Here is a 746-nt window from a genome sequence, read left to right as displayed (position 1 = left end):
CGGGCGGTCGCAGTCCCCGCTTCAAGCCGCTGATCTCGTCCGTTCAGAGGAATTCAGTGAAAAATCGAGGTGCCCTAAAGGTCGTCGACGTCTACGCTTCCGGCCAGGTCAAGGAACGTGCATCGATCATTCAAAGCAAGACCCAACGGCCGGTCAGGTTTGAGATCACGGAAGGAACGCGGAAATCGCTGTCGCGCTGGATGGAAGAGCCGCTTCTTCTGGGACACACCAAGATGGACAGCACGGTCCGGTATCTGGGCGTGGACCTAGAAGACGCGCTTGCCATCTCCGAAAGTGTTGAAATCTAATGGACCGGGCCGCCGTCACTGGCGGCCCTAACCTGCCGTTCAGTCCCTGGCCGACCGCCGCGGTGCAGCTTCACCAGACCGGTCATTCGTCCATCGCGTAGCACTCTCGGAAAATGAGGGTCGGCAGGGCGGACATTCCCGTCATTCGCCGAAGCGGTCCGATCTGTGCCGCGATCGCGAGACTTTTTGCTGGATGGGCGGAAAGCGGATTTTCGCTGCGCATGCAAATGTAGCCTTGCCGGAAGATGGAAGCGGACCTATGGCCACTGGGGAACAAGTGACTATTTTGTATGTAGCTTCTGATTTTAAACCCTTGCCGCGTGGAGCCCTGAAATTGGCCCGCAGATAGTTAGCGCCGACCATCGTTATCGAGGTAAGCGGTCGCTGGCCCCCACTGTCGACTTAGCTTGACGGCTTGAAGTTCCACGGTAGCAGGTC

Annotated in this window: 1 protein-coding gene; it reads left to right on the top strand. The window is 58.0% G+C overall.

Annotation, left to right across the window (positions count from 1 at the left end):
- The first annotated feature begins 29 nt into the window (after positions 1 to 29).
- Positions 30 to 308 (top strand): site-specific integrase, encoded by a 279-nt coding sequence (locus ACFSCT_RS12410; protein WP_379143190.1) that lies wholly within the window; start codon positions 30 to 32, stop codon positions 306 to 308.
- Positions 309 to 746 lie beyond the last annotated feature (438 nt).

The organism is Paracoccus pacificus (assembly GCF_042680785.1).
Classification (GTDB): domain Bacteria; phylum Pseudomonadota; class Alphaproteobacteria; order Rhodobacterales; family Rhodobacteraceae; genus Paracoccus; species Paracoccus pacificus.
The sequence above is the reverse complement of the archived record's forward strand: the minus strand, read 5'-3'. Positions and strand labels throughout refer to the sequence as shown.